Source organism: Luteibacter sp. (assembly GCF_035539195.1).
In the GTDB taxonomy this organism is placed as follows: domain Bacteria; phylum Pseudomonadota; class Gammaproteobacteria; order Xanthomonadales; family Rhodanobacteraceae; genus Luteibacter.
Window position 1 is genome coordinate 165,442 of the sequence record NZ_DATLIW010000040.1, and the last position, 24,336, is coordinate 189,777.

25 protein-coding genes and 1 pseudogene are annotated in these 24,336 nt (G+C 65.2%); 10 read left to right on the forward strand and 16 right to left on the reverse strand.

Annotated features, from left to right (window positions below; all coding sequences use genetic code 11):
- The first annotated feature begins 102 nt into the window (after positions 1 to 102).
- Together VM621_RS17945 and VM621_RS17950 are read left to right on the forward strand one after the other, a co-directional pair.
- Positions 103 to 954, forward strand: a complete 852-nt coding sequence (locus VM621_RS17945) for a methyltransferase (RefSeq protein ID WP_325470328.1) — start codon at positions 103 to 105, stop codon at positions 952 to 954.
- 1 nt (position 955) lies between these two features.
- Complete coding sequence (locus tag VM621_RS17950) at positions 956 to 1,504, forward strand: pseudouridine synthase (RefSeq protein ID WP_325470329.1); 549 nt, start codon at positions 956 to 958, stop codon at positions 1,502 to 1,504.
- Between the two features lie 156 nt (positions 1,505 to 1,660).
- Here VM621_RS17950 and dgoD read toward each other — a convergent pair whose 3' ends face one another.
- From dgoD to VM621_RS17990, 8 genes are read right to left on the reverse strand one after another with little or no spacing between them, the layout of a single operon-like run.
- Positions 1,661 to 2,812, reverse strand: coding sequence for a galactonate dehydratase (gene dgoD, locus VM621_RS17955; protein WP_325470330.1), 1,152 nt, complete (start codon positions 2,810 to 2,812; stop codon positions 1,661 to 1,663).
- Positions 2,813 to 2,814: 2 nt separating this feature from the next.
- Positions 2,815 to 3,426 carry a 2-dehydro-3-deoxy-6-phosphogalactonate aldolase gene (locus VM621_RS17960; protein WP_325470331.1) on the reverse strand — a complete coding sequence of 204 codons (612 nt, stop codon included), beginning with the start codon at positions 3,424 to 3,426 and terminating at the stop codon, positions 2,815 to 2,817.
- Position 3,427: 1 nt separating this feature from the next.
- Positions 3,428 to 4,240 carry an SDR family oxidoreductase gene (locus VM621_RS17965; protein WP_325470332.1) on the reverse strand — a complete coding sequence of 271 codons (813 nt, stop codon included), beginning with the start codon at positions 4,238 to 4,240 and terminating at the stop codon, positions 3,428 to 3,430.
- A complete protein-coding gene (locus VM621_RS17970) occupies positions 4,237 to 5,133 on the reverse strand; it encodes an SMP-30/gluconolactonase/LRE family protein (RefSeq protein ID WP_325470333.1) in 897 nt (298 codons plus the stop codon). Before VM621_RS17970 ends, VM621_RS17965 begins: the two co-directional genes overlap by 4 nt.
- The gene (gene araH, locus VM621_RS17975) at positions 5,133 to 6,137 is read right to left on the reverse strand and encodes an L-arabinose ABC transporter permease AraH (RefSeq protein WP_325470334.1); all 1,005 of its coding nucleotides are present in this window, start codon (positions 6,135 to 6,137) and stop codon (positions 5,133 to 5,135) included. Before araH ends, VM621_RS17970 begins: the two co-directional genes overlap by 1 nt.
- Before the next feature lie 3 nt (positions 6,138 to 6,140).
- Positions 6,141 to 7,667 (reverse strand): L-arabinose ABC transporter ATP-binding protein AraG, encoded by a 1,527-nt coding sequence (araG, locus tag VM621_RS17980; RefSeq protein ID WP_325470335.1) that lies wholly within the window; start codon positions 7,665 to 7,667, stop codon positions 6,141 to 6,143.
- Positions 7,668 to 7,669: 2 nt separating this feature from the next.
- The gene (locus VM621_RS17985; RefSeq protein WP_325470336.1) at positions 7,670 to 8,662 is read right to left on the reverse strand and encodes an arabinose ABC transporter substrate-binding protein; all 993 of its coding nucleotides are present in this window, start codon (positions 8,660 to 8,662) and stop codon (positions 7,670 to 7,672) included.
- A 29-nt stretch (positions 8,663 to 8,691) separates the two neighbouring features.
- On the reverse strand, positions 8,692 to 9,690 hold the full coding sequence (locus VM621_RS17990) for a 2-dehydro-3-deoxygalactonokinase (protein WP_325470337.1): 999 nt from the start codon (positions 9,688 to 9,690) through the stop codon (positions 8,692 to 8,694).
- 104 nt (positions 9,691 to 9,794) lie between these two features.
- Between VM621_RS17990 and VM621_RS17995 the strand changes: the two genes are divergently transcribed.
- The gene (locus VM621_RS17995; RefSeq protein WP_325470338.1) at positions 9,795 to 10,673 is read left to right on the forward strand and encodes a LysR substrate-binding domain-containing protein; all 879 of its coding nucleotides are present in this window, start codon (positions 9,795 to 9,797) and stop codon (positions 10,671 to 10,673) included.
- A gap of 158 nt (positions 10,674 to 10,831) precedes the next feature.
- On the opposite strand, the gene VM621_RS18000 is transcribed toward VM621_RS17995, so the two are convergent.
- The 5 genes from VM621_RS18000 to rpsU form a co-directional block, all read right to left on the reverse strand.
- Positions 10,832 to 11,446: a DedA family protein gene (locus VM621_RS18000; protein WP_325470339.1), complete on the reverse strand. Its 615-nt coding sequence runs from the start codon at positions 11,444 to 11,446 to the stop codon at positions 10,832 to 10,834.
- Between the two features lie 91 nt (positions 11,447 to 11,537).
- A complete protein-coding gene (gene dnaG / locus VM621_RS18005; RefSeq protein ID WP_325470340.1) occupies positions 11,538 to 13,280 on the reverse strand; it encodes a DNA primase in 1,743 nt (580 codons plus the stop codon).
- 51 nt (positions 13,281 to 13,331) lie between these two features.
- Positions 13,332 to 13,499, reverse strand: coding sequence for a DUF1328 domain-containing protein (locus VM621_RS18010; protein WP_325470341.1), 168 nt, complete (start codon positions 13,497 to 13,499; stop codon positions 13,332 to 13,334).
- A 344-nt stretch (positions 13,500 to 13,843) separates the two neighbouring features.
- Entirely contained in the window at positions 13,844 to 14,287 is a 444-nt protein-coding gene (locus VM621_RS18015) for a GatB/YqeY domain-containing protein (protein WP_325470342.1), read from the reverse strand.
- A 138-nt stretch (positions 14,288 to 14,425) separates the two neighbouring features.
- Positions 14,426 to 14,641, reverse strand: a complete 216-nt coding sequence (gene rpsU, locus VM621_RS18020) for a 30S ribosomal protein S21 (RefSeq protein WP_029213735.1) — start codon at positions 14,639 to 14,641, stop codon at positions 14,426 to 14,428.
- A 57-nt stretch (positions 14,642 to 14,698) separates the two neighbouring features.
- On the opposite strand from rpsU, the gene tsaD reads away from it, so the two are divergent.
- The 4 genes from tsaD (at position 14,699) to VM621_RS18040 (ending at position 17,714) form a co-directional block, all read left to right on the forward strand.
- On the forward strand, positions 14,699 to 15,748 hold the full coding sequence (gene tsaD / locus VM621_RS18025; protein WP_325470343.1) for a tRNA (adenosine(37)-N6)-threonylcarbamoyltransferase complex transferase subunit TsaD: 1,050 nt from the start codon (positions 14,699 to 14,701) through the stop codon (positions 15,746 to 15,748).
- A gap of 139 nt (positions 15,749 to 15,887) precedes the next feature.
- A complete protein-coding gene (gene folB / locus VM621_RS18030; RefSeq protein WP_325470344.1) occupies positions 15,888 to 16,247 on the forward strand; it encodes a dihydroneopterin aldolase in 360 nt (119 codons plus the stop codon).
- A complete protein-coding gene (gene folK, locus VM621_RS18035) occupies positions 16,244 to 16,762 on the forward strand; it encodes a 2-amino-4-hydroxy-6-hydroxymethyldihydropteridine diphosphokinase (protein ID WP_325470345.1) in 519 nt (172 codons plus the stop codon). Before folB ends, folK begins: the two co-directional genes overlap by 4 nt.
- A gap of 97 nt (positions 16,763 to 16,859) precedes the next feature.
- Positions 16,860 to 17,714, forward strand: a complete 855-nt coding sequence (locus VM621_RS18040; protein WP_325470346.1) for a DUF6159 family protein — start codon at positions 16,860 to 16,862, stop codon at positions 17,712 to 17,714.
- 150 nt (positions 17,715 to 17,864) lie between these two features.
- Here the strand turns inward: VM621_RS18040 and VM621_RS19665 are convergent.
- Positions 17,865 to 17,972 (reverse strand): annotated as a pseudogene (locus VM621_RS19665) (pteridine reductase); the annotation flags it as partial.
- 498 nt (positions 17,973 to 18,470) lie between these two features.
- Between VM621_RS19665 and VM621_RS18050 the strand changes: the two are divergent.
- Positions 18,471 to 19,367 (forward strand): hypothetical protein, encoded by an 897-nt coding sequence (locus tag VM621_RS18050; RefSeq protein WP_325470348.1) that lies wholly within the window; start codon positions 18,471 to 18,473, stop codon positions 19,365 to 19,367.
- Positions 19,368 to 19,370: 3 nt separating this feature from the next.
- Complete coding sequence (locus VM621_RS18055) at positions 19,371 to 19,859, forward strand: YfbM family protein (RefSeq protein WP_325470349.1); 489 nt, start codon at positions 19,371 to 19,373, stop codon at positions 19,857 to 19,859.
- Between the two features lie 191 nt (positions 19,860 to 20,050).
- On the opposite strand, the gene VM621_RS18060 is transcribed toward VM621_RS18055, so the two are convergent.
- Both VM621_RS18060 and VM621_RS18065 read right to left on the reverse strand, forming a co-directional pair.
- On the reverse strand, positions 20,051 to 20,788 hold the full coding sequence (locus VM621_RS18060; RefSeq protein ID WP_325470350.1) for a pteridine reductase: 738 nt from the start codon (positions 20,786 to 20,788) through the stop codon (positions 20,051 to 20,053).
- Between the two features lie 51 nt (positions 20,789 to 20,839).
- Positions 20,840 to 22,048 carry a hypothetical protein gene (locus VM621_RS18065; protein WP_325470351.1) on the reverse strand — a complete coding sequence of 403 codons (1,209 nt, stop codon included), beginning with the start codon at positions 22,046 to 22,048 and terminating at the stop codon, positions 20,840 to 20,842.
- A gap of 128 nt (positions 22,049 to 22,176) precedes the next feature.
- Between VM621_RS18065 and VM621_RS18070 the strand changes: the two genes are divergently transcribed.
- Positions 22,177 to 24,291 carry a TonB-dependent receptor gene (locus VM621_RS18070; RefSeq protein ID WP_325470352.1) on the forward strand — a complete coding sequence of 705 codons (2,115 nt, stop codon included), beginning with the start codon at positions 22,177 to 22,179 and terminating at the stop codon, positions 24,289 to 24,291.
- Positions 24,292 to 24,336: the final 45 nt, after the last annotated feature.

Below are 24,336 nucleotides of genomic sequence, written 5' to 3' on the forward strand. Positions count from 1 at the left end.
CTCAAGAGAGTGTATGCGTTATCTCAACACCGGGAGGACCATGTCTTCGCCCATGGCCCATGCTAGCCTTCCCGCCCACATCCCCCACACCCCGGTGACGCCATGAAGAAGCTCGCTTTCGCCTGCGCTGGATTGCTCGGTCTGACCGCCTCCTTCGCGTCCCTGGCCGCCGCCCAGGTGGATCAGCCCGCCCAGGCCACGCCACCGGCCAGCGCCGGGCAGCTCACGGCTTCGCAGCTGGACAAGGCCATCGCCGGCAGCTGGCGCTCGCCGGAGAACAAGGCGCGCGATCCGTATCGTCACCCGAAGGAGATGCTCACCTTCTTCGGCATCCGCCCGAACATGACCGTGATCGAGATCTGGCCTTCGGGTGGCTGGTTCACCGAGATCCTCGCGCCATTCCTGCACGACAACGGCCATTACATCGGTGCGGTCGAAGCCGGCTCGAAGGGCACGGCCGCGCTGACGAAGAAGTTTTCCTTCGCGCCGGCCCAGTACGACAACGCCAAGCTTGTCGAGTTCAACCACAAGGCGCCGGTGCTCGGTGCCCCGGGTTCGGCCGACATGGTCCTGACCTTCCGCAACGTGCATAACTGGGCAGCCGACGGCACCGCCGAGGCGATGTTCAAATCGTTCTTCACCGTGCTCAAACCGGGTGGCGTACTTGGCGTGGAAGACCACCGGGCGGAGGCGGGCAAGAAGCTCGACGACGTGGTCAACTCCGGCTACCTGCCGACCGACTACGTGATCAAGCTCGCCACCGATGCCGGGTTCAAGCTGGAGGCGCAGAGCGAGATCAACGCCAACCCGAAGGACGACCACAACCACCCGAAGGGCGTGTGGACACTGCCGCCGACCTACGACATGGGCCAGACGGACAGGGCGAAGTGGCAGGCCATCGGCGAGTCGGACCGCATGACGCTCCGCTTCGTGAAGCCCGCTTCCGCGAAGTAAGGTGCTGGTCGCGCTGAACAAGCCCTTTGGTGTGCTTTGCCAGTTCACCGACGAAGCCGGCCGGCGCACGCTGGCCGACTTCGTGCCGCAGAAGGGGGTCTACGCGGCGGGCCGTCTGGACCACGACAGCGAAGGCCTGCTCTTGCTGACGGACGACGGCAAGTTGCAGCACCGCCTTGCGGATCCGAGGCACAAGCAACCGAAGACGTATGTGGTGCAGGTCGAGGGCCTGCCCTCGGAAGAGGCCCTCGAGCGTCTTCGTCGTGGCGTGACACTTAACGACGGACCCACCTTGCCGGCCGGTGTGGAGGCGATCGACGAGCCCGAGTGGCTATGGCCGCGCGATCCGCCGGTGCGTTTCCGCAAGACCGTGCCTGAGCGCTGGCTGCGCATCGTGCTGCGCGAGGGCCGCAACCGCCAGGTGCGGCGGATGACAGCGGCTGTTGGATTGCCGACGCTGCGGCTGATCCGCGAGGCCGTCGGTGGCTATGGCCTGGATGGCCTCGGGCCTGGTGACGTGCGAATCATCGACCCTGAGCCTTCCCGTTGACTGGCTATCGCCGCTGAAGCGGCTCCCACACACACCTTCCGTGGGAGAAGATGTATGTGGGAGCCGCTTCAGCGGCGATGCCCCTTAGCTCATGTGGGAGCCGCTTCAGCGGCGATGCCCTTAGCTCATGTGGGAGCCGCTTCAGCGGCGATGCTCTTACCACTCGGCGACAGAACCATCCATATGCCGCCACAGCGGATTGCGCCAGTCGGCCACTTCGCGGCTGCGCTCGATCACCAGCGCCTCGTTCACCTCGATACCGAGGCCCGGTCCGGTGAACGGCTGCGCATAACCGCCGTCGTCGAGCTTGAGCGCCTCCTTGTTGAGCACGTAGTCGAGGACTTCGCCGCCCTTGTTGTAATGGATGCCCATGCTCTGTTCCTGCAGTGTGGCGTTCCAGCTGACGAAGTCCACGTGCAGGCAGGCGGCCAGGGCGATCGGACCCAGTGGGCAATGCGGCGCCAGGGCGACGTCATACGCTTCGGCCATCGCGGCGATCTTCACGCATTCGGTGATACCGCCCGCGTGCGAGAGATCCGGTTGCAGGATGGAAATGCCACCGCGCTCGAGCACATGCTTGAACTCGTAGCGCGAATACATGCGCTCGCCCGCGGCGAGGGGAATCGAGGTCTGTTCGGCGATACGCGGGTAGTGCTCGGCCTGCTCGGCGAGCACCGGTTCTTCGATGAAGAGCGGACGGAAGGGTTCCAGTTCCTTCACGAGCACCTTGGCCATCGGCGCGGAGACGCGGCCATGGAAGTCCAGGCCGAACTCGATCGTATTGCCGAAGGCTTCGCGAATTTCCGCGACACGAGCGACAGCGGCATCGACGGCCTTGCTCGAGGCGATGATGCTCATTTCCTCGCAGCCGTTCATCTTGAAGGTGTCGAAGCCGTGTGCCATGCGCGCGCGGATTTGCGCGATCACGTCGGCCGGGCGATCGCCGCCGACCCAGCAATAGGTCTTCATGCGATCACGTACGCGGCCGCCGAGCAGTTCGAACACGGGGGCGTTCAGCACCTTGCCCTTGATGTCCCACAGTGCCTGGTCGATTCCCGCGATGGCGCTCATGAACACCGCACCGCCGCGGTAGAAGCCACCGCGGTACATGGCCTGCCAGAGATCGTTGATGCGCGACGGGTCCTTGCCGATGACGAACTCCGAGAGCTCCGACACGGCGGCTTCCACCGTCCGCGCACGGCCTTCGATCACCGGCTCGCCCCAGCCGACGACGCCCTCGTCGGTTTCGAGCTTGAGGAACATCCAGCGTGGCGGGACGCGGTAAGTGGTGAGCTTGGTGATCTTCATGGTCAGTTCGAGCGATAGGCTTTGACGAAGGCGGCGGCGCGTTCGCGGGTCCGCGACACGGGCTGACCGGGCTTGTAGAGGTCGCCGCCGAGCCCGGCACCGATGCAGCCGGCATCCAGGAACTGGCCGAGATTCTCCGGCGTCACCCCGCCCACGGCCAGCAGTGGCACGTCGGGCGGCAACACCGCCCGGATGGCCTTGATGTACGACGGACCGAGGTTGGACGCCGGAAACAGTTTCAGCGATTGCGCGCCAGCGGCCAAGGCGGCGAAGGCCTCGCTCGGGGTCATGAAGCCGATGGCGGTATAGAGGCCGCGGCGGCGGGCATGGCGAATGACCTCGGGATCGGTGTTCGGGGTGACCATGAGATGGCCGCCGAGATCGGCGACCTGGCCCGCGAGATCCACGCTGAGCACGGTGCCCGCGCCGACGAGCGCGCGGTCCCCCGCCTGACGCACCGCCAGCGGGATGCTCGTCTGCCAGTCCGGGGAATTGAGCGGGATCTCGATCGCGTCGAAACCGGCTTCCAGCAGTGCCTCGACATGCTCGACGACATCCTCGGGCGTGATGCCCCGAAGGATGGCGATGAGCGGTAGCGCGGTGGGCCAGGCCATATCAGTTCTCGTGGTAAAGCTGTGAGCGGCCGCCGTCGATACGGATATCGGCGGCGTTGATGTAGCGCGCCTCGTCGGAGGCGAGGAACAACGCAGTGTAAGCCACCTCCTGCGGTTCGCCGATCCGCTTGTTCGGCAGGATATCCGTCTGGCGTTTCCGTTCCGCGGCCGGATCGGCGGCGGCGGCGAACCCGGCCTCGGCGATGGCGGTCAGGATAAGTCCCGGCGAAATCGAGTTCACGCGGATGCCGTGTGCCGCGTACTCGATGCCCAGGGCCTTGGTCAGGCCGATCAGGCCGTGTTTGGCCACCGGGTAGGGGAAGCAGTGGGGGATGATCTTGTGCCCGTGCACGGAGGCGATGTTGACGATGCTGCCGCGGCCGATGTCGAGCATGCCGGGCAGCACCGCTTTGGCGCAGTTCCAGGCGCCCTTGAGGTCCACCTCGAAGCAGCGCGTCCATTCGTCGTCGGAGAGCGCCAGCGGGTCGTTGAAGACGTTGATGCCGGCGTTGTTCACCAGCACGTCGGGTGGCCCGAAGCGCTCGGTCGCCGCGACGACCATGCGCTGGATGGCCGCCGGGTCGGTCACATCGGCTTCGAACAGCATGGCGTCGTCGGTGTGCAGGTCGGCCAGGGTGGCGCGGGCCTGGGCATTGTCCTCGAGCACGTTGAGGACGACTTTCGCGCCGTGGGCGGCGAACAGCTTCGCCGTGGCCGCGCCGATGCCCTGCGTCGCGCCGGTGACGATGGCGATCTTGCCGGCCAGGCGCGGCAGGGGAGTGGTACGCGGATCGGCGTATGTCGCAGGGGTCATGCCTTGGCTCCTTGCCCGTAGCGGGCCTCGGGCAGCCCGCGTCCTCGCGCCGGCGTGCCGATGAAGATGGCGCCGTTCAGCGGCTCGGCGCCGACGACGGCGTCGTCGAGGCCCTTGCTGGCCGACGTGATGACGAGGCGGTCGAGCGTGGGACCGATAAACGCGACGCAGCTGGGCTGGCGCGCGGGAAGTGCCACCACCAGGTCGACGCGACCGTCCGGTGCGTAGCGGCGCACGCGGGATGCGCCCCACTCGGCATTCCAGAGAAAGCCATCGGCGTCGACCGTCGATCCGTCCGGCTCGTGGCCTTTGTCGAGCTGGGCGAATTCGCGGATGTGCTCCACCTCGCCGCTGGCGGCGTCGTATCGGCAGGCCATGATCTTCGCCGTCGGCGAATCGGTGAAATACATCGTTTCGCCGTCCGGACTGAAGCAGATGCTGTTGGTGATCGCCGCCTTGGGCAGCGCGAGCCGGGACAGCTTGCCCTCGCGCGAGTAACGCCAGAACGAAGCGAGTTGCTCGGGACCGCGCTCGTTGAGCGTGCCGAAGATCAGGTTGCCGCCGCGATCGCAGCGGCCGTCGTTGGCGCGCGTACCAGGCAACTCCGGCTCGATGTCCTCGAGCACCACGAGGTCGCCGGGGTTGCGCGTGTCGAAGCGGGCCAGCTGCTTCTCCAGGGCGAGCAGCAGCACGCCAGGCTCGTTCGTCAGCGCGAAGCAGCACAGGCGTGCGGGCAACGCGGTCTCGGTCGTCGCCCCGGTCGTCGGGTCGTACGCGTAAAGGCGGGAGGCGCCGATGTCGGTCCAGCGGACCAGGCCGGTCAGGTCGTCCCAGATCACGCCCTCGGCGTGCTCCTGGCGATGCGGGGATAGGGGAATGAAAGCGTTGGTCATCAGCGGGATTGCCTGCGGTTCTTGAGCTGGTCCACCAGCACCGCGATCAGCAGGATCGTGCCGCGAACCAGGTACTGGTAGAAAGCGTCGATGTTCATGAGACTCATCGCATTCTGCACGGTGCCCATGATGAGAACGCCAACGAGCACGCCGCTGATGCTCGCACGGCCGCCCATGAGCGACACGCCACCCAGCACGCAGGCCGAGATCACGTTGAGCTCGAACCCCTGGCCCGCGTTCGGCTGGCCGCTGGTCATGCGCGAGGCCAGGATGATGCCGGCCAGTGCCGCGACCACGCCCTGGATCAGGAAAATGGCGATGCGCACGCGGTCGACCGAGACACCGGCGAGGCGTGCCGCGTCCGGATTGCCGCCGATCGCCAGCGTGTTGCGGCCGTAGATCGTCTTGTTGAGCAGGACACCGAAGACCACGAAGCACGCCAGCGTGACCCACACCGGCACCGGCAGCCCGAACAGCTCGGCGCTACCCAGGGTGAAGAAGGCTTCGCTGGTCACGCCGACCGCCTGGCCCTGCGAGGTGATGAAGGCCAGGCCGCGGACGATCTCCATGGTGGCCAGCGTGGTGATCAGCGCGTTGATGTTCAGCTTGGCGATGACCACGCCATTGACGAAGCCGATCAACGCACCGGCGACCAGGCTCGCGGCGATGCCCAGGGCGACGCTGCCGGTGGCGTTGGAGACGATGGCGCAGCACACGCCGGCGAAGGCCACTGTGGAGCCGACCGAGAGATCGAAATCACGCGAGGCCAGGCAGAACATCATGGTGCAGGCGACCATGCCGATCTGCGAGACCGACAGCGCAAGGCCGACGATGTTGTCCCACGAGAAGAAGTACTGCACCGTGGCGCTGAGTACCGCGAACAGCACGATGAAGATGCCGATCAGGCTGTAGTCGTCGACGATCCGCCAGAACATGGCACGACGACGCGCGTCGGGCGTTTCGGCTGGTTTCGCACCGATGGCGGCGGCGTTGGTCTCGGTCATGGCTCAGGTGTTCCTCGTCGGGGTGGCGCTGGCGCCTTCGGGAAGCGCGGCGGCGAGTACGTCCGCCTCGTTCGCCTGGGTGCGGTTGAATTGTGCGGTGATCCGGCCGCGGCACATGGTGATCACGCGGTCGGACACACCGAGCACTTCGGGCAGTTCGCTGGAAATCATCACGACGGCCACGCCACGGTCGGCCAGTTCGTAGAGCACGTTGTAGATCTCGTTCTTCGCGCCCACGTCGATGCCGCGCGTGGGCTCGTCGACGATCAGCACGCGCAGGTCTTTCTCGGCCAGCCAGCGCGACAGCACGGCCTTCTGCTGGTTGCCGCCCGAGAGCAGGCGGATCTCCTGGCGACGATTCGGCGTGCGAATGCGCAAGCGATCGATATAGGTATCGGCGGTCTTCGCCTCGTGGCGGTCGTTGACGAACAAGCCGGCGACGAGATGGTTGCGACGCGCGCTGATGTTGATGTTCTCGGAGACCGAGCGCACGCCGATGATGCCGTCTTCCTTGCGGTCTTCGGGACAGAACACCAGGCCGTGCCGGATCGCATCGCGGATATGCGAGCCCTTGATCGTCTCGCCATCCACCTGCACGGTGCCCGCGGTGCGGCGATCCGCGCCGTAGACCACGCGCATGACTTCGCTGCGTCCCGCGCCGACGAGGCCGAAGAAACCGACGATCTCGCCGGCCTTCACCTCGAAGCTCACCGGTGCCGGCACGGCACGTCCGGTCACGCCCTGCACGGCGAGACGCACCTTGCCGTGCTCACGCGGGCGGTAACCGAAGATGTCGCTGATCTCGCGGCCGACCATGCGCTGCACGAGCTGGTCGCGGGTCACCCCTTCGAGCGTATCGAAGTCGGCGACCTTGCGGCCGTCGCGGAAGATCGTCGCCGCATCGCAGAGTTCGAAGATCTCGTCGAGGCGATGCGAGATGTAGATCATCGCCTTGCCCTGCGCACGCAGGTCGCGCACGAGGCGGAACAAGACGTCGGTTTCGCGATGGGACAGCGAGCTGGTCGGCTCGTCGAGGGCGAGGATCTTCGCATCGCGAAGGATCGCCTTGACGATTTCCACCATCTGGCGCTGGCCGATCGAGAGCTGCTTGAGTTTCGCGCGCGGATCGAGATCCACGCCGAGCGCATCGAGGCGCTCGCGAGTCCAGGCCAGCGCCTTGCGACGGTCGACCAGGCCAAATCGCGTCGGCAGGCGACCGATCAGCAGGTTCTCCATCACCGAAAGCTCCGGTACGTACTGGAGTTCCTGATGGATCACCGCTACGCCCGAGGCGATCGCGTCGGCCGCCTTGCGGAAATGCCGCACCTGGCCGTCGATGGCCAGTTCGCCCTCGTCGGGGATGTACTCCCCGCCGAGGATCTTCATCATCGTGGACTTGCCTGCCCCGTTCTCACCGAGCAGGCCATGCACGCTACCGGCGCGCACGGCGAAGCCGACATCACCGAGCGCACGCACGCCCGGAAAGGTTTTCCCGATATGCCGGAATTCCAGGCGTGGTGCGTCGGTCATCGTCAAAGACCCATTTCCTTGCGGACATCGGCGGCATTGGCGCGCGTGATCAGGCGGCCGGTGGTCAGGGTCAGCGGCGGCGGTGCCTTGCCGTCCTTGATCCAGGCGTACATGTTGAGCGAGGTCTCATAGCCATGACGCTTCGGGCTGATCAGCACGCTGCCGAAGAAGCCGGTGGGCTGGCCCTTGGCGAACTCGTTGAGTGCCGACTTGCTGCCGCCGATGCCCACGCCGATGACGTTGTCCGCGCGGAAATTGCGACCCTCCGCGGCGCGCACGGCGCCCAGCACGGCTTCGTCGTTGAGGCCGAACGCCACCCAGTGCTTGAACTTCGGGTTCTGCGTGATCGCGATGTTCGCCGCGTTGAAGGCGTTCTCGGTATCGGTCTTGGCTTCCGGCGCGTTGATCACGTTGGCCTTCGGGAAACCCGCCGCGGTAAGTGCGGCGACGGCGCCGTCGGTACGATCCTTCGCGGTCGGCAGCTGGTCGTAGGAGATGCGCAGGGCGCCGGTCTCTTCCGGTTTCCAGCCGCGCTTCTTCATCTCGTCGGCGATGGCCTGGCCGACCTGTTCGCCGATCTTGCTCGCCGAGATACCCATGTGTGGCACGGCTTCGATCGGCTTGCCCGAGCCGTCGATGAGGCGGTCGTCGACGGTCATCAGCTTGAGGTTGTCGATCTTGGCCTTGGCCACGATCGAGGGCCCGAGCTTCACGTCCGGCGTGCAGATGATGAAGCCCTGCGCGTGCTGCGACTTCAGGTTGTCGATCGCGGTGAGTACGGTGCCGCCATCCGGCGCGGCGATCTTCACCAGGGTGAAGCCCTTTTCCTTCGCGGCCTGCTCGGCATACTTCCACTCGTCCTGGAACCAGGGTTCCTCGGCCTGCTTGACCACGAAACCGATCTTGATCGGTTCGTCGGCGGCGAACGTCGGTGCGGAGGCCATGGCCAGCGCCACGGCAAGGGCACGTAGGCCCAGGGCAATCTTCGTCTTCATGCGGTCCCTCCTCGAATGACTCGTTGTTTTCAGTCGACCAGGCCGCGCCGACGGGCCACGGCGATGGCGCCGTATCCCGCGAGGTCGCGCTGTTCGTCATCGCCCAGCACCGTGATGGTGCCGGAGAAGAAATCGTCGCCTTCGACCAGCCGTGCGATCGCTTCTCGCAGGATCGGCTTGCCGCTGACAACGAAGCGCGTACCCGGACTCATCCGGATCGCGCTGGAATTCTTGAGCGTGAGCAGGTCGGAGCCGAGTACGGCGCCGAGCAGGAAGTTCGCCCGCGCATTGGCGTCGTAGACGGCGAACTGGTCGAGGATCCGCACGCTGAAGCAGGCGCGACCCAGGCCGATCTTCTTCGCCGACGCGGCGCCGGCCAGCAGCATCTCCGGATCGATCCGTTTGGCGAAACCTTCCTTCAGCGAACCGGCGAGGATGGTGTCGTGCGAGATCACGTGCAGCAGTTCGCCGGCCAGCGTCGTCACGCAGCCGTCGATGCGGCGATCCTTGCCGATGCTGACGAACTTGGAATGCGAGCCGGGAAGCACCACGACGGTGGGTTCGTTGAGGTCGAGGCGTTCGATGAGCGCGAAAGACTCGACCTCTTCGCCGCGCATCATGTCCATCGCCTCGCAGTTGTGCAGACCGATATGCTCCACGGCATTGCGTACGCCGGGCACGAACCAGATCGGCGCGTGCCAGACATTCTCGACGCGGTGCTCGCGCATGGCCCTGGCCATGTCGTCGATACCGGCCGGCGCCGGTACGTGCGGGATTTCGCAGAGCCCGACATTCGACGTGATCATGCCGGAGGCTACCGCCAGGCCGATATCGCCACGCTCGATCCGCGCCGATGTGAGGGCTTCGGCGATCGTCTCGCGCACGCCGTCCTCAAGTTTCTTCGTGCTGCCGGTGATCGCGGTATCGCGCACACCGACCTGTCGCGCGGCCTGCGCGACCACCTCGCCGTCGGTCCAGACGGTGACGCGGGTATTGGTAGTGCCGGTGTCGATGGTGAGGATGTTCATCGCGGGTCCGTTCGAAAGCGCCACGGATGATTGGCGTCACCTGTCGAGACAGGCAAACTAGAATTTCTCCGGGGCTTCCCCAAGTTTTTTTGAATGAGTCCGCAATGAAGCGCTCGTTACCCCTCAACGCCGTGCGAGTCTTCGAACTTGCAGCGCAACATCTGAGCTTCACCAAGGCCGGTGAAGAGCTCTCGTTGACGGCGGCGGCGGTCAGTGCGCAAGTCAAACTTCTCGAGTCGTACCTGGGGGTCGCGCTCTTTGTGCGAAGCAACAATCGCCTCACCCTGACGCCTGCCGGAGAGAACTATTTCCCGCGCGTTCGCGACGTGTTTCGTGCGCTGCAACACGCCACGGACCAGGTCATGGGCGAGCGCAACGCCTCGTTGAGGGTCTCCGTGCCGCCGACCTTCGGTACGAAATGGCTGGTGCCGCGGCTATTCCGCTTCTTTTCGAAGCATCCCGACATCGCCGTCGAGGTGGTGACCGATGGCGGCGACGAAGGAGGATGGGACCTCGCCATCGATGACCGGCTCAGCGACGGCAGCGAGCAGTCGATCCTGGCCACCAGTGCTTACACGCCTGTTTGCGCACCGTCCCTAGCCGATCGCATCCACGGCCCGGCGGATCTCGCCGACCACCTGTTGCTGCACGAGCGGCCCGGTCGGCGCGCGGCCTCGGCGGTCAGTTGGGAGCAGTGGTTCGAGCGTGCGGGGATCGAGAGTGCCGTGGTTTCGCGCGACATGGGCTTCGGCGATGGCACGATGATGCTGCAGGCGGCGATCGAAGGGCAGGGCGTGGCGCTGGCGCAGGACCTGCTCGTTGCCTACGACCTGGCCGCGGGCCGCCTCGCCGAGCCGTTCCGCGTCGACGTACCCCTGCGGCATACCTATTACCTCGCGATCGCCCGTGACGCCGCGTCACGCGAAGAGACCATGGTGTTCCGCGAGTGGCTGTTCGCCGAGGTAGGCCAAGGCTCTTTGTAGGAGCCGATTCATCGGCGATAGCCAGATTGCCGCAGCGCCATCGCCGGCACAGCCGGCTCCCACACAGAGCACACAGGGCACACAGGGCACACAGGGCACACAGCGCACACAGGGCACACTGGGCACACTGGGCACACGGGGCCGTCGTCAAGGCCGGCTCAGCAGTCCCGCGCGGCCTTCTTCCGTCGCCACCACAACGCGGCCAGCGCGATCAGCGCACCGGCGATCGCCAGCCAGATGCCGGCTTGCCCGCGGTGGATCCACATGGCCAGCCATTCGTGGTTATGCGCGCCGAAGTAACCCAGGTACACCCATAGCGGCACGCTGATGGCCGCGGCAAGGCCGTCGAGCAGCAGGAAGCGGAAGAAGCCCACGCGGTGGGTGGCGCCGGCGGTGATGAAGACCGCGGTGCGCATGCCCGGCAGGAAGCGGGCGACGAACATCATGCGATTGCCGTAGCGCTCGAACTTCTCCTGCACTTTGGCATAGCGCTCGGGCGTGAGCAGGCGGGCGACGAAGCGCCAGCGCAGGATGCGCGCACCGAAGTGGCGGCCGAGCAGGAACATCGTGGAGTCGCCGACCAGGACACCGGCCATGCCCACGCCTACCATGGTGTGGACGTCGCCATAGCCGAGGCCGGTGATGATGCCCCCGGCAACCAGGGTGATGTCTTCCGGCAGGGGTGCGCCTGCTCCGCAGAGCATCAGGGCGAGGAAAACGGCCGCATAGCCGTTTTGCCCGAAGAGATCGACGAGGTGATTCAATAAATCCATCAGCGACGCGCAAGTCCGGCCCCGGCCGGTCCCTTCATGGAACGAAGCCGGGATGATCCCACGGATCGCGTTAATCTCGCGGTGCGGCGCATCATTCGCCAGCCACCGGGCTGGGCGCGGCCCGCGCAGCCAGCAGGACCCGCAGCTCGGCCTTTTCCGTATCGTCCAGCACGCCCTCGCGGCTGCGCCCGATCAGGTACTCGCGACGTTGTGTCGTGGCCTGGCGCTGCATCTGGGCCAGCGAATCCAGGAACTCCACGCGTTGCATGGCGGCGTCACCGACGGCCTCGGCCTGCATGAGCTTTTGCAGGGAGGCGTATTCCGGCCGGTCAAGAAAATACTCAACCAGCACGGCGGGATTGATCCCCGGGCGGGACCGCGCCACATCGATCAGCTCGGCCAACAGGTGCACGCCGGGACGGTCCAGACGCAGGAAGGCATAAGGCGGCTCGACCTCGTCGGCCAGCGCGGGCTGAGCCAGGAGGAGGGTGATCGCGCTGCGCACGAGGCTGCGCTGGACGTTGGCCGGGCGCGCCTGGCTCGGCCGGTGGGACGGCGGCTCGGGCTCGAGCACGGCCTTGGCGCCTGTCCGGCGCTCCAGTTCCTGGCCCATGAGGTCGCGGAAGGCACCGTCAGGCAACTTGGCGATCAGCGGCCGGGCGCGTTCGGCCAGGCGGGCGCGGCCGTCGAGCCGGCTGACGTCGACATCCCTCGCCAGTTCCTCGAAGAAGTACTCGGACATCGGCATCGACTCCTTCATGCGCTTCTCGAAGCCGTCCTTGCCCTCCTTGCGCACCAGGGTGTCCGGATCCTCGCCGTCGGGCAGGAACAGGAAGTGGGCCTGGCGGCCGTCGCGCATGCGCGGGAGCACCGATTCCAGGGCGCGCCACGCGGCGGCCTTGCCGGCACGGTCGCCGTCGAAGCAGAAATAGACGTCGGGCGCCGTACGGAACAGCACCTCGGCGTGTTCGGGCGTAGTCGCGGTGCCCAGCGTGGCGACCGCGATGGGCAGTCCCGCCTGGTGCAGGGCGATGACGTCCATGTAACCCTCGACCACCATGATCCGGGTGACGGTCTGGTTCGCCTGCTTCACCTGCCACAAGGCGAACAGCTCCTTGCCCTTGTGGAAGAGCGGGGTCTCGGGCGAGTTGAGATACTTCGGGCTCTGCTCCGAGGACAGTACGCGCCCGCCGAAGGCGATGACGCGGCCGCGTCGATCCAGGATCGGAAACATCACCCGCTCGCGGAAGCGGTCGTATTTGTTGCCGCGCTCGTTGCTGGCGACCATGCCGGCTTCGTTGAGCAACTGGCGCCGGCGATCGTTCGTGCCCAGGGCCTTCATCACGCCATCGAAGCCTGCCGGCGCCCAGCCGATGCGAAAGCGTTTGACGATCTCATCGTCAAGGCCGCGGCGATCCACGTACGAGGTCGCCTCCGGGCTGTTGCCCAGTTCGCGCTGGTAGAAGGCGGCGGCTTCGTCGAGCAGGGTGTAGAGGTCGCTGCGATCCTCGCGGGGCTTATCGTCACGGTTGCCCTCGTAGGGCACCTTCAGGCCTGCGGACTGGGCAAGTTCCTCGATCGCGTCCGGGAACTCCAGGCGGTCGTAGTCCATGAGGAACTTGATCGCGCTGCCGTGCGCGCCGCAGCCGAAGCAGTGAAAGAACTGCTTTTGCGGGCTCACATAGAACGAGGGCGAGCGCTCGTTGTGGAACGGACAGCACGCGGTCCATTCGCGTCCCGCCTTTTTCAGCGGGACGCGGCGCTCGATCACGTCGACGATGTCGACGCGGGTCAGCAGTTCGTCGATGAAATTGTCGGGAATTCGGCCACGCATCAGTCGCCTAGGATGCCACGCATCCGCGTCCGAATGGAGCCCGAATGTCCGTCAGAATGCCAGGTGGAAGACACCGATCACGGCCAGGATCACGAACAGGATCAGGAAGATGGCGAAGCAGACCTTGGCGATCGTCGCGGCAATACCCGAGACACGGCTGAAGCCCAGCGCGCCGGTAACCAGCGCGATGAGACCGAAGATAATGGCGTACTTGAGCATGGGTTTCCTCCGTCTGCGCCGGAGGAACGTCCGCCAGCCGCGCGGCGGAGAATGATGACAAGCGTGTGGCGCCGCTGTGAAAGCCGGTACCCATGCCAATAGCGAGGACGTGTGGGAGCCGCTCCAGCGGCCCTTGTGGGAGCCGATTCATCGGCGATTGTGGGAGCCGATTCATCGGCGATCCCGCGGCAGCGGGACAGGATGAGGTAAGCGCCCCATCGCCGCTGAAGCGGCTCCCACAAGAAGCGGCTCCCACAAGAAGCGGCTTTCACCGTAAGCGGCTTTCAAAGTAGTCGGCTTTCACGGTAGTCGGCTTTCACAGGAAGCCGGCACTCCGAGTCCGCTTAAGCCAGCCTGGCTTTGACCTTACCCGCCACGGCAGCCATGTCCGCGCGACCGGCGGCCTTTTCCTTGATCAGGGCGACCACCTTGCCCATGTCGCGTGCCGTGGTGGCACCCGATTCGGCGATGGCGGCGGCGATGATCGCGTCCAGCTCGGCCTCGTCCAGCTTGGTCGGCAGGTAGCCGTCGATCACGCCCATCTCGTAGCGCTCGATCGTGGACAGGTCGGTACGGCCTGCCTTGTCGAACTGCTCGATGGAGTCGCGGCGCTGCTTCTGCATCTTTTCCAGGACGGCCAGGATCTGGGTGTCGTCCAGCTCGATCCGCTCGTCGACTTCACGCTGCTTGATCTGCGCCTGGACCAGGCGGATCACGGCGAGGCGCTCCTTCTCTCCGCCCTTCATGGCGGCCTTCATGTCTTCGGTGATCTTTGCCTTAAGGCTCATGCGCTTTCTCCGGGACGACGAAAAGCCGGCTTTACCTTTCGGCAAAGCCGGCTCGGGATTTCCGCTCTGAATACACCGGGCAGCGCGCAAGGCGCCTGCCGAGGTACCATACCCGGTCGCGAAGGACCGGGATGGGCATCAGTACATGCGGGTCCGGCGCGTCGTGTCGCGGGACAGACGGCGCAGGTGACGCTTCACAGCAGCGGCGCGCTTGCGCTTACGCTCCTGGGTCGGCTTTTCATAAAATTCGCGCTTACGCGTTTCGGCCAGCACGCCAGCCTTCTCGCACGTACGCTTGAAGCGGCGGAGGGCAAGCTCGAAAGGCTCGTTCTCGCGGACTTTAACGCTCGGCATGGAAACTCCACTTGATTAAACTGACCCGGAGTACCCGGGCGAGCCGTGGATTATAACGTGATCGATTCGAAAAATTCAAAGCCTGTTTTGGGCGTGGAAACCTCCTGCGACGAGACGGGGGTGGCCCTGCTGCGCTGGGATCCCGAGAAACCGGGCCGCGGCCTGCTTTCCCACGCCCTTTTCAGCCAGATCGCCCTGCACGCCCAGTACGGCGGCGTGGTGCCCGAGCTGGCCAGTCGCGACCACGTCCGCAAGCTGGTCCCGCTGGTGCGCGAGGCCCTGAAGGAGGCCGGCCTGACCCCGGCGGACCTCGGTGGGGTGGCTTATACGGCGGGGCCCGGCCTTGTCGGCGCCTTGCTCGTGGGCGCCTCGGCGGCCCGCGCCATGGCCTGGGCCCTCGGGGTGCCGGCCATCGGTGTCCATCATATGGAAGGTCACCTGCTGGCGCCGCTGCTCGAAGACGATCCGCCGGCAACCCCGTTCGTCGCCCTGCTGGTCTCCGGTGGCCACTCGATGCTGGTCGAGGTGAAGGCGATCGGCGAGTACCGGATCCTCGGCGACACCCTCGACGACGCCGCGGGCGAAGCGTTCGACAAGACGGCCAAGATGATGGGCCTGCCGTATCCCGGTGGCCCGGCACTGGCCAAGCTGGCCGAGCAGGGCACGCCCGGTAAATTCCGTTTCTCGCGCCCCATGGTCGACCGCCCCGGGCTGGACTTCAGCTTCTCCGGTCTGAAGACCCAGGTGCTGCTGGCCTGGAACGCGAGCGACAAGACCGATCAGACCCGCGCGGACATCGCGCGGGGTTTCGAAGAAGCCATCGTCGATACCCTGGCGATCAAGTGCCGCCGTGCCCTGGAGGCCTCGGGTGCGAAGCGGCTGGTGATCGCCGGCGGCGTCGGCGCGAACAAGCGGCTGCGCGAGCAGTTGGCCGAGGCCGGGGCCAAGGACGGTTTCCGCGTCTATTTCCCGCGCCTGGCCTTCTGCACCGACAACGGGGCGATGATCGCCCTCGCCGGGGCGATCCGCCTCGCCTCCGGTCAGCATCAGGACGCCACGATCGAAGTGCATCCGCGCTGGAGCCTGGAAAGCCTGCCTGCGGCCTGAGTTTCACGGGTGGCCGTACTGACGCGGCCTTACCGCTTGCGCCGACCTACTCGCGCCGCCCCGCTTGCACCGCCTTACTTGCGTATTTCAGGGCGGTCGCGGACTCTGTAAGGCCCTCTTTGTGCCCCACGCCCCCTCCATGGATATCGTCTTCATCGAAGACCTGCGCATCGACGCGGTCATCGGCATCTACGACTGGGAACGCCGTATCCGGCAGACCCTGTCGTTCGACCTGGAAATGGCTTTCGACAATCGCCGGCCGGCCGCCAGCGACGACATCGCCGACACGCTCAACTACAAGTCGATCTCCAAGCGGCTGCAGTCCTTCGTCGAAGCATCCAGCTACGGGCTGGTCGAGACCCTGGCCGAACGTTGCGCCGACATCGTTCGCGAGGAGTTCGGCGTCAGCTGGGTGCGTTTGAAACTGTCCAAGCCCGGCGCCGTCCGCGGTGCCAGGGCGGTGGGCGTCCGCATCGAACGCGGTATCCGACCGGAATGACCGGCACCGGCCGTGCCTACCTGAGCCTCGGCTCCAATATCGACGCGGACCGCTGGCTCGCCGCCGCGGTGGCGGAGCTGCATGCCCGTTTCGGCCAGCTCGAGGTCTCGCCGGTCTATCGCAGTGCCGCGGTCGGCTTCGACGGTCCCGACTTCCTCAACCTGGCCGTGGCGATCGACAGCGACCTCGCGCCCGAGGCGCTGAACGATTGGCTGCACGCGCTGGAAGACCGGCACGGTCGCATTCGTGGCGGTGCCCGCTATGGGTCCCGAACGCTGGACGTGGACATCGTGCTTTACGACGACCTCGTCCTGAGCGGCAAAGGGCACCTGAAACTGCCGCGTGGCGAATTGCGCCACGCGTTCGTGCTCAAGCCGATGGCCGACATCGCGCCCGCCGTTCGCCATCCTGTCGACGGACGGACCATGGCCGAGCTGTGGGCCGCGTTTCCCAAGGCAAGCGAGCCGCTGACGCTCGACGACGCCGTGACCCGGGCCGTCGACGCCGCTCACTAGCGCCGCCGGCCGAGGTGCCGCCATCGAGTGGCTCTGGCGACCGCCTCGCCAAGGTGCTACAACGCGTTCCACCAAGGGGCCAACAGGGAATATGGAAATGGGTAAGTTCGCACGCAGTTGGGCGCTGATGAAGTCGAGTGCCAACATCCTCCGCCAGGACAAGGAGTTGATGCTTTTCCCGCTCTTCGCCGGACTGGCTTCGCTCGTCGTGATCGCCACCTTCGCGTGGCCGGTATTCACCCTCGTCGCGCACCATCGCGCCGGTTTCGACGGCGAGCGTGGCCATGCCTCGCCGATGTTCATGCTGGTGAGCTTCCTGTTCTACTTCGTGCAGTACACGGTGGTGATTTTCTTCAACACCGCGCTGGCTTCGGCCGCGATGATCCGGCTCGATGGCGGCAATCCGACGGTGGGTGACGGGGTCCGTCTGGCCATGAGCAAGCTGCCGAACATCATCGGCTACGCGCTCATCGCCGCCACGGTGGGCATGATCCTGCGCGCGCTGCAGGAACGCTTCGGCATCATCGGTCGCATCGTCGTCGGTATGCTCGGCTTCGGCTGGACCGTCGCCACCTTCCTCGTCGTGCCTGTCCTCGCGGCGCAGGATGTCGGTCCCATCGACGCCGTCAAGCGCAGCGCGTCGCTTCTGCGCACCACCTGGGGCGAGAACCTGATCGGCAACGCGGGCATCGGCGTCGCCGGCGGCCTGCTGACATTCGGCCTGATCGTGATCAGCGGGATGCTCTTCGTCGGCGCCGTCGCCACGCATTCCGTCGCCTTGATGTTCGTCGTCGGCGCCGCCGCCGTGATCGGCCTGGTCGCCCTCAGCCTGTTCCAGACCGCGATGCACGGCGTCTACTCCGCCGCGCTCTATCGCTACGCCGAAGATGGCGACCCGGGCCAGGGTTTCGATCGCGCCCTGATCGAATCGGCGTTCCGCCCGAAGAACTGAATCGCAACGACTCTGCCAAAGATTCGGCACGGCTGAAAATGTAGAAGGCCTCGACTCACGTCGGGGCCTTCTTTCTTGACAGACCTGGCAAGAGCGACTTCAAACTGTGGGAGCCGCTTCAGCGGCGATTCGCGCCAAAGGCGCGAAGCTTCAAATATTCAACGCCCGGCCACCATCCACGCGAATCACCTGTCCCGTCGTGTAGCTCGCATCCAGCAGCAACCAACGCACCGCTTCGGCGACGTCGGCTGGCTCGCCATCCTGCCGAACCTGTGCGGCGACTCGGCGGCAGCCATAGCGGCCCCAGTGACGATCGTCGATGGTAAGAAGCATCTGCGAAAGTGGCGGCGTGCTTTCCTCCGTCCAACTGGACGCCGAAGAGTGCGCATATTCACGAGTGGCTTCATGGCTGAAATCGTTGTGGCGTGGGCAGGCCGCACACAAGGTGATCGAGGGTGACTTGCTGGCTTCCGGCGTACTCAATGGGTACGAAGTGAAGATCGAGCATTCGTTCGAAACAGCGGATGGAGGGCGTCTTCGTATCGACGTCATGATAGGAAGGAATTCAAGCGAGGCGTGGAGCATTTTCGAGATGAAGCCGGCCAACGAAAGGGCGGCCGCTGCCGGGTATCAACAAGTCTCGCGGTACGATGGCGAGATGACTCGATCAGGCGAGATGTCCGGATGAAAATTGGCGCGGTGTAATTACCTACCAAACGGCGGATCCCGCTCCTATCCACTAGAAATCTGAAGTGCATGACCTCTCTGGAAAAGAATGCGTCAATACCCGAGGCCCAGCTCGCACGATTCGGTGAGCTGTCCAAGTGTCTCACTTATGCCCCGGGCGTCCTGTTGGAACAAGGATTCGAACTGTTCGACATCCGTCTCGGTGGAGTCGGCCTCCCAGCAGGAAGTGAGATTCCGGAGTGGCTCCGATTCATGGCTGAAGTCTGTCGATGGCGGCTCGGTTCCGCCGTGGTCGCGACGGGTGATGTACGGCGGAAGTACGGGATATCGGACGTGTCCATCACGAACCGGCTAGCCTCGGTCGGCGTGACATACGACCAGATCCAACCTGGCGTGCGGGAACCGCGCGTCGAAGAGGTGATCAACACGGTGCCCTGGCTATGGGGATACAGTCGAGAGCGAGAACGCCTGACGCCTTCCCCGGACGTTATGAACATGATGATGCAGCGACATGCCACGAATCTCGGCATCGCCGAGGGTATCGTCGCAGCTGTCGACACCCAGGCGATCGCGCGGCGTATCCATGCCGTTGCCGCTCCGTTCGGATTTCAATCGCGGAAGAGTGCGTTCGGCATGGACTTTCTTTTCCATCGATCCAGTGAAACAGGCATGGGCTCGTACATAGGGATCGATATCTTTACCGACAAGCGAATACCGTTTCCGACTGTCACCAAAGTGCTGGTGATGCCTGACGTCGATTTTGTCAGCATTGACGCTGGTTTGAAGCGAAATTTTGAATCGGGATCCCTGTTTACACCGTTGGCGCAACTTGGACTCGCTTCCTTTTACATGCGGGCGTACACACCGCAACTGCTCGAGCTATCGCTACGAGAGGCCGAGATTTCCCTGGCCACTGTGCTTCCAGCCCTCGTTGCGATTTGCGACGAGGCTCCTCATGGAGAATGACTCATGTCGATGATCGGCATCTTTTGCCGGGTATCCCCAGTAACCGCACACCATGCGATGACCGATGCGGCGTCGGCCGAACGTCTATTCCATTCTTCTGGCCTGGACGCCGATCATGTGTTGAATGTCGAAAAGACCTGGCATGCGATCCATTTCGTATTGAATGGCCAGCCATGGCCCAACGACGGAATTCTCTCGCAGGTCGTCTTCGGCGGAGAACCCTTCGGCGATGACCTCGGGTATGGCCCCGCGCGATGCGTCGATCCCACGACAGTAAACGCTATCGCGGAGGAGCTGCGTTCCATCGACTCCGATGCGATCGTCGCTGCCATGGATCTATCGCGCCTGGATGAAGCAGATATCTATCCGGGTGGGTGGCTCGACGAGGGCGACAACGGCCGTCGCTACATCGCGGACCATCTTCGCGCGCTTTGCGCTTTCTACGCTATCGCTGCCAGGAACGAAGAGGCAGTAATCGCTTGGCTCAGTTGACGTGTCTCCGACAATCACGAACTGGCCGACCCAGCCGTCGGTCCACACAACATCATCGAGTCGATCCAGCCACCAGAGGTAGGTATATGCATCGAAGGGTGGCATGTCGGGTATGACTTGGTGCCCGTTCCAGGCTCCGCCGTTCGCGTAGAGCATGCCGAATCTCGCCAGATCCACGCAGGCGCGAAGCTTCAAATATTCAACGCCCGGCCACCATCCACGCGAATCACCTGTCCCGTCGTGTAATGCGCATCCAGCATCAGCCAGCGTACCGCTTCGGCGACGTCGGCTGGCTCGCCCTTGCGAGCTAGCGGCGTCTTCGCGATCAGCGCCTCGGCGGCTTCTTCCGGCTTGCCGGAGGCGGGCCAGAGGATCGCGCCGGGTGCCACGGCGTTGACGCGCACATCCGGAGCGAGATCCTTGGCCAGCGCCTGGGTCAACATGACGAGCGCTGCCTTCGCCATCGAATACACCACGTGTCCGGCAAGCGGGCGTTCGGCGTAGATATCGACGATGTTGACGATCGCACCCTGAGCCTCGCGTAGCGCCGGTGCCGCTGCCTGGGCGAGGAAGAAAGGCGCGCGCGCGTTCGCGGCGAAGAGGTCGTTCCAATGCGCGGAAGTGGTTTCGCCGATCGGTGTGGGGTAGAACGCGGACGCGTTGTTGACGAGGCCGTCGAGCCGCCCGAAATGCGCGAGGACCGCGTCGACGAGTGCGCCGGGCGTGGCATCGTCTTCGAGCGATCCGGCGAACGTGGCGGCACTGTTCGCACGCGCGACGTTGAGTTCCCGCGCGAGGGACTCGGCTTCGTCGGCCGAGCTTCGATAGTGGATCGCGACGCTAGAGCCTGCCGCATGCAAGTGCCTCACGATGGCGGCACCGACACGGCGTGCGCCACCGGTGACCAGAACGACCGGCTGCTTGTTCATCGCGACTCCCTGTTCAATCCGACGGGAGCTTGCCGCAAATAGGCGCGCGCGTCACGTCGCGGCTTTCGGCTTGCGGGCCGCCGGCTTCCTGGTGGGTATCCGGCGGGCGGTCGTCGTTTTCGTGGCTTTCTTGGCTGCCGGGCGGGACGCTGTCGTGACCTTGGTGGTGGCGGACTTTCGGGCCACTGGTTTCTTTGTGGTGGCGCGTTTTCGAGTGGCGGCGGGGGTGGTCTTGCGGGTTGCCGTCTTCGGGGTGGCTTTATCGCCGGCGGAGCCGGCTCCCACAGGGGGAGTGCGTGGCTTGCGGGCTGCGGTACCGGGTTTGCGGGCAGCTGTAGCCTTGCCCCTGCCTGTTTCTGGGGCGGTGCTATCGCCGGCGGGGCGCGTTCCTGCCGAGCGCGTCCTCGAGCGTGCCTGGTTGCCTCTGGCGGGCGATCCTCTCTCGGCCCCAGCTCCGGTTCTGGTTCTGGCTCCGGTTCCGGTTTCGGTTCCAGCTCCACCTCCAGCCCCAGCAGTGGCTGTCGTCGAAGTCGTGTCCGTCGCCGCACGTGCGCGGGTTTTCTTGCCGGGCTCGCTGCCATCGGGATCGTCGTCGATGTTGACTTCGCCGCTGAAAAGATCGATGGCGGTTTTGGCGACCTGGCCGGTGTCGTAGTAGGCGTACGCGCCGACGCCGAGGGCGCCGACGACCGGTAGCCAGCGTGAGATGCCCTTGCCGACAGCGCGCTTGGACACGCTCACGCCGATACGCCCGGCCAGGCGCTGCAACACGCTGGTGGCCGTGGTACGGAAGACGAGACGATCGCCGACGCGAATGGCCACATCGCGGAAGGCCTGTGCGGCGGTGTGGCGAAACAGGCACCAGAGCATCTGTTCGCGACCCAGCTTCGGCGTCTTGCCGTAGGCCGCGGCGATGTCGCTGACCAGTTGGCCCTGGATACGCCAGATGGCGACGAGCTCGGGCAGCACCGTCAGCCAGCCGAGCGGACCCGGGGGCAGGGCGAGGGAGCCCGCCGTGATCGCGGCCTTTTGCGCGGCGGATGCGGCCAGCCGGCGGCATTCCTCAGCGGCATCACCCTTGACCCGTGGCACGTCGCTCTCGGGAATACGACTGACGAACTCGAGGATCGCCTTGGCCACCGGGCTCTCGCCACGGTCGGCCGAGATGGGAACGATTTCCTTCGAGGTGGAAGTAGAAGCGTCCTTTTTGGCCATCGGTCTCTCCGCGCATGCGATGAGAGCCATCGTCGCGTGGCCCACGTGAGTCCGCCATGAAGCGAAAGGACCGTGAAACCGCTCGGGCAGATAGTGACTTCCGGCGGATTTCCCCCATCCTCCGACTTCGTTATGATACGTTATAACATCTCCACCCGAAGAAGAGTCCCCCGATGACCCCCGCACGCCTCGCGCTCTGCATCGCCCTTGCCCTGTCCGCCGCTCCCGCGTTCGCCGACGACACCGACACCACCAACCCGCAGAAGGCGACGAACCTGGGTGAGGTCGATGTCACCGCCCGGCTCGACGAGGCACGCAACAGCCTTTCGCCGGACACCGGCAGCAGCCAGTACGTCATGGACAGGCAGACGATCCAGGCCCTGCCGCTGGGCGATTCCACCCCCCTCAACCAGGTCGTCCTGCAGGCGCCCGGCGTCGTCCAGGATTCCTATGGCCAGCTGCACGTGCGCGGCGACCATGCCAACCTGCAGTACCGCATCAACGGCGTGCTCATCCCGGAAAGCATCGGCGGCTTCGGCCAGACGCTCGACGCTCGCATGATCGACAACGTGAAGCTGCTCACCGGCGCGCTCCCCGCGCAGTACGGCGAGCGCACCGCGGCCATCGTCGACATCACCACGCGCACGCCGAAAGACGGCGAGGGCGGAAGCGTCGGCATCACCGGCGGCCAGTTCGGCACGGTGAATCCGAACGCCACGCTGTTCGGCAAGTCCGGCGACTGGAGCTGGTTCCTCACGGCCAACTATCTCGAGAACGACGTCGGTATCGAAAACCCGACGGCCAGCCGCAAGCCGATCCACGACCACACCAACCAGGTGAAGGCGTTCGGCGATGTGTCGTACCTGATCAACAACGACACCCGCCTGAGCTTCATGTTCGGCGTGACCAACAACCGCTTCCAGATTCCGAACAACCCGGGCCAGACGCCAGCCTTCGGTTACCTCGACGTGACCAACTTCGACTCGGCGCAGCTCAACGAACGCCAGCAGGAGAAGACGCGCTTCGGCATCCTGAGCTTGCAGGGAAAGATGGGTTCGACCGCGTACCAGGTGTCGGCGGGGCAGCGTTACAGCGGCCTCGACTTCAGCCCGGACGATATCGGCGACCTGATGTTCAACGGCGTCGCCTCGGACGTGCGTCGCGCCAACCGCGCCTCCACGCTGCAGGCCGATTTCTCCACGCCGCTGGGCGACAACCACACGCTGCGGTACGGCTTCTACGGCTCGTTCGAACGTGCCTCGGCCAGCAACGACGCCCTGGTGTTCCCGGCCGATGACGCCGGCAACCAGACCTCGACCACGCCGCTCAACATCGTCGACTCCAGCCGCATTCTCGCCCGCACCTACGCGGTGTACCTGCAGGACGAGTGGAGCATCGGCGACAAGTGGACGGTGAACTACGGTGTACGTGGCGACCGCTACGAGGCGTTCCGCACCGAGAGCCAGCTCAGCCCGCGCGTCGGCCTGGTCTACCAGCCTACCGACAGCACGACGATCCACGCCGGCTACTCGCGCTACTTCACCCCGCCGGCGAGCGAGCAGATCAGCCCGACCTCGATCGCGAAGTTCGCCGGCACGACCAACGCCCTGCCGGACAACGGCGACGATACGCCGCTGGCCGAGCGCTCCAGCTACTACGATGTCGGCATCTCGCAGAAGATCGGCGACAAGTGGACCGTGGGCCTGGACAGCTACTACCGCCGCGTCTCGCGCATCCAGGACGAAGGGCAGTTCGGCACGGCGCTGGTGTATTCGACCTTCAACTACAACCAGGGCCGGATCAAGGGTGACGAGCTGACGGTGAACTACACCGACGGCGCGCTCACGGCGTACTTCAACTTCGCGTACAACCGTTCGGTGGGCAAGCGGATCATCACGGGCCAGTACAACTTCAAGCCGGACGACCTGGCCTACATCTACGACAACTACATCCACCTCGATCACGACCAGAAGTACACCTCGTCAGGCGGCATCAGCTATGCCTTCTCCGAGGGTACGCGCGTCGGTGCGGACTACCTGTTCGGGTCGGGCCTGCGTCGCGACGGCGCGGTGCCCAACGGCGATACCCTGCCGAACTACTTCCAGCTCAACCTCAGTGTGGCGCACGACTTCGACCTGACCAGCATGGGCAAGACCCACGCCCAGCTGGCCCTGGTCAATGCGCTGGACCGCACTTACGAGATCCGCGACGGTTCCGGTATCGGCGTCGGCGCGCCGCAGTTCGGTCCGCGCCGTGGCGTCTTCCTGTCGTTGCAGCAGGATTTCTGATCGACCCCGATGCCGCGCCCCTGAACGGGGGCGCGGCATCCGTTA

Excerpts from the sequence above, each read along its gene's own strand:
- VM621_RS17945 (WP_325470328.1), top strand. The coding sequence starts at position 103 with ATGAAGAAGCTCGCTTTCGCCTGCGCTGGATTGCTCGGTCTGACCGCC.
- dgoD (WP_325470330.1), bottom strand. The coding sequence starts at position 2,812 with ATGAAGATCACCAAGCTCACCACTTACCGCGTCCCGCCACGCTGGATG.
- VM621_RS17960 (WP_325470331.1), bottom strand. The coding sequence starts at position 3,426 with ATGGCCTGGCCCACCGCGCTACCGCTCATCGCCATCCTTCGGGGCATC.
- VM621_RS17965 (WP_325470332.1), bottom strand. The coding sequence starts at position 4,240 with ATGACCCCTGCGACATACGCCGATCCGCGTACCACTCCCCTGCCGCGC.
- VM621_RS17970 (WP_325470333.1), bottom strand. The coding sequence starts at position 5,133 with ATGACCAACGCTTTCATTCCCCTATCCCCGCATCGCCAGGAGCACGCC.
- araH (WP_325470334.1), bottom strand. The coding sequence starts at position 6,137 with ATGACCGAGACCAACGCCGCCGCCATCGGTGCGAAACCAGCCGAAACG.
- araG (WP_325470335.1), bottom strand. The coding sequence starts at position 7,667 with ATGACCGACGCACCACGCCTGGAATTCCGGCATATCGGGAAAACCTTT.
- VM621_RS17985 (WP_325470336.1), bottom strand. The coding sequence starts at position 8,662 with ATGAAGACGAAGATTGCCCTGGGCCTACGTGCCCTTGCCGTGGCGCTG.
- VM621_RS17990 (WP_325470337.1), bottom strand. The coding sequence starts at position 9,690 with ATGAACATCCTCACCATCGACACCGGCACTACCAATACCCGCGTCACC.
- VM621_RS17995 (WP_325470338.1), top strand. The coding sequence starts at position 9,795 with ATGAAGCGCTCGTTACCCCTCAACGCCGTGCGAGTCTTCGAACTTGCA.
- VM621_RS18000 (WP_325470339.1), bottom strand. The coding sequence starts at position 11,446 with ATGGATTTATTGAATCACCTCGTCGATCTCTTCGGGCAAAACGGCTAT.
- dnaG (WP_325470340.1), bottom strand. The coding sequence starts at position 13,280 with ATGCGTGGCCGAATTCCCGACAATTTCATCGACGAACTGCTGACCCGC.
- VM621_RS18010 (WP_325470341.1), bottom strand. The coding sequence starts at position 13,499 with ATGCTCAAGTACGCCATTATCTTCGGTCTCATCGCGCTGGTTACCGGC.
- VM621_RS18015 (WP_325470342.1), bottom strand. The coding sequence starts at position 14,287 with ATGAGCCTTAAGGCAAAGATCACCGAAGACATGAAGGCCGCCATGAAG.
- rpsU (WP_029213735.1), bottom strand. The coding sequence starts at position 14,641 with ATGCCGAGCGTTAAAGTCCGCGAGAACGAGCCTTTCGAGCTTGCCCTC.
- folB (WP_325470344.1), top strand. The coding sequence starts at position 15,888 with ATGGATATCGTCTTCATCGAAGACCTGCGCATCGACGCGGTCATCGGC.
- folK (WP_325470345.1), top strand. The coding sequence starts at position 16,244 with ATGACCGGCACCGGCCGTGCCTACCTGAGCCTCGGCTCCAATATCGAC.
- VM621_RS18040 (WP_325470346.1), top strand. The coding sequence starts at position 16,860 with ATGGGTAAGTTCGCACGCAGTTGGGCGCTGATGAAGTCGAGTGCCAAC.
- VM621_RS18050 (WP_325470348.1), top strand. The coding sequence starts at position 18,471 with ATGACCTCTCTGGAAAAGAATGCGTCAATACCCGAGGCCCAGCTCGCA.
- VM621_RS18055 (WP_325470349.1), top strand. The coding sequence starts at position 19,371 with ATGTCGATGATCGGCATCTTTTGCCGGGTATCCCCAGTAACCGCACAC.
- VM621_RS18060 (WP_325470350.1), bottom strand. The coding sequence starts at position 20,788 with ATGAACAAGCAGCCGGTCGTTCTGGTCACCGGTGGCGCACGCCGTGTC.
- VM621_RS18070 (WP_325470352.1), top strand. The coding sequence starts at position 22,177 with ATGACCCCCGCACGCCTCGCGCTCTGCATCGCCCTTGCCCTGTCCGCC.